The organism is Pseudomonas sp. ICMP22404 (assembly GCF_006227205.1).
GTDB lineage: Bacteria > Pseudomonadota > Gammaproteobacteria > Pseudomonadales > Pseudomonadaceae > Aquipseudomonas.
On the sequence record NZ_VCNG01000080.1, the window covers coordinates 1 to 358 of the forward strand.

General features: G+C 60.3%; 1 protein-coding gene. It reads right to left on the reverse strand.

What is annotated here, in order from left to right:
* The coding region (locus tag FGE05_RS29970) for an immunoglobulin-like domain-containing protein (protein WP_176563051.1) at window positions 1–358 on the reverse strand (358 nt) is incomplete at both ends.

Below are 358 nucleotides of genomic sequence, written 5' to 3' on the forward strand. Positions count from 1 at the left end.
GATGTTAATCACGGAGCCATTGCTCAGCGTCACGGTCACTGGCGTTTGCGCCGCGTTGGTCAGCGTCGCGGTATAGGTGATCTGCCCGCCTTCGGTGATGGTTTCGCTGGCACTCAAGGTCAGGCCAGTGGTGTCCACCGAATCGGTAATAGTAGTGACGGCTGGCGTGGTGCTCGGCACCAGGTTCTCGAAGTTGCCGCCGGTTGCGCCCGTGATCGTGGTGCTGACGGTGCCGCCATTGTTGTAAACGTCGTTGGCAGGCGTATTGACTGCAACAGTGCCGGTGGTTTCGCCAGCGGCGATGTTAATCACGGAGCCATTGCTCAGCGTCACGGTCACTGGCGTTTGCGCCGCGTTG